We start from the raw sequence: 1,619 nt of genomic DNA, 5'->3' as shown, positions 1-1,619 counted from the left end.
GAAAGTCATTGCCAGGAGCTTTATCCAAGGCTTTCATCTCTGGGGTGTGAAATCACTTCTTCAGAGTGCTATGAAAATAGCCCTATATCGGTATTGGAGTCGTTTGCTTTAAAAAGACCAGTTATTGGGGCAAGGATAGGGGGAATCCCTGAACTTGTAAAAGATGGAGAGACCGGGTATACCTTTGAACCAGGAAACGCAGAAGAGCTTAGCGATAGGATAGAGGCTATTTTATCCGATGATTCATCCTCGAGTGAGATGGGAAAGAATGCTCAAAGGTTCGTGAAAGATGAACTCAATCCAGACAAATATTATCAGAAATTGATGGAGATATATAAAGGAGTTATTCAGTGATGCAAAATCGATTTCCGCCTCCGAAAGAGATATGCACCATTCTTACCTATAGATGCAATGCAAAGTGCAATATGTGCAATGTGTGGCATCATCCCACACAGGCAAGCGATGAGATTACCGGCAATGACATTGAGAAGTTGCCTTCCGGTTTGAGGTTTATCAATATCACCGGGGGCGAGCCTTTTGTAAGACAAGACATTGGCGAGATTATCAGGATAGTCCGTCAGAAAACGAGACGCATTGTTATCAGCACCAATGGGTTTTTCACTGAAAGAATAATTAACTTATGCAAAACATACCCTGATGTGGGGATAAGAATCAGTATAGAAGGGCTACAAAAGACTAATGATGCTATCAGAGGGATACCAGATGGTTTTGACAGGGGGCTGAGAACATTGCTTGAATTGAGGAGAATGGGACTCAAGGATATTGGATTCGGCATGACAGTTCAGGATATGAATTATAAAGATTTGATACCCCTCTATGATTTATCAAATGCACTTGGCTATGAGTTTGCTACAGCAACACTTCATAATTCGCATTACTTTCATAAGTTGGATAATCATATTGAGAATAAAAAGATGGTGAACAAAGAGTTTTCAAGACTTGTGGCAGAATTATTAAAGTCCAATTCCATAAAAAAATGGTTCAGGGCATAGTTTAATTATGGTCTGATGAACTACATCTATGGTGGCAAGAGGCTTTTAAGATGTGAGATGGGAACAGAGGCATGCTTTATTGACCCCTCTGGAGATGTCCTTCCGTGCAATGGCATGGATGCCAAAATGCCAATGGGTAATATCAGGAAGCAAACATTTGATGATGTATGGAACAGCCAGCAGGCTGATGAAGTGCGCAAGGCAGTTGGTGTGTGCGACAAGCAGTGCTGGATGGTGGGCAATGTTGTGCCTGTCATAAAGAAGTATATTCATATTCCTGCAAAATGGATTGTGAAAAACAAATTGCGTGTCATGCTGAATAAAGAGCCCGAATTATGTTTTGCCAAAAGATGCAGATAAAATATTCTCACGTCAGAAACGATGAATAGCTGGGAATTACACTCCCCTGCCCTTATCACATATTAATTTAAGGTTCATGACGAAATGTTGGGAAAATTCTGTAGTTTTAATGTCATGCCGAACTTGTTTCGGCAGCTCAAAACTATAAGATTCTGCAGTGTTACCATGAAAGAGCATAAACAATACTATGTTTATATACTAACAAGCAAAGCTAACAAAGTCCTTTACATAGGTGTCACGAATGAC

The 1,619-nt window shown here is 40.3% G+C and carries 1 protein-coding gene and 2 pseudogenes (1 of these 3 running past the window's edge); all 3 read left to right on the top strand.

The genetic code is table 11. The annotated features are described in order from the left end of the window. On the top strand, positions 1-354 hold a 354-nt coding region (locus tag HZC12_05175; GenBank protein MBI5026116.1), incomplete at its 5' end, for a glycosyltransferase. Next, positions 354-1,373, top strand: a pseudogene (locus HZC12_05170) (radical SAM protein). The gene HZC12_05175 and the pseudogene HZC12_05170, both read left to right, overlap by 1 nt. A 165-nt stretch (positions 1,374-1,538) precedes the next feature. Then, positions 1,539-1,619: pseudogene (locus tag HZC12_05165) on the top strand (GIY-YIG nuclease family protein); it runs 250 nt beyond the window's last position.

The organism is Nitrospirota bacterium, assembly GCA_016214385.1.
Lineage (GTDB): Bacteria > Nitrospirota > Thermodesulfovibrionia > UBA6902 > JACROP01 > JACROP01.
This window is presented reverse-complemented; position numbering and strand designations above follow the sequence as displayed.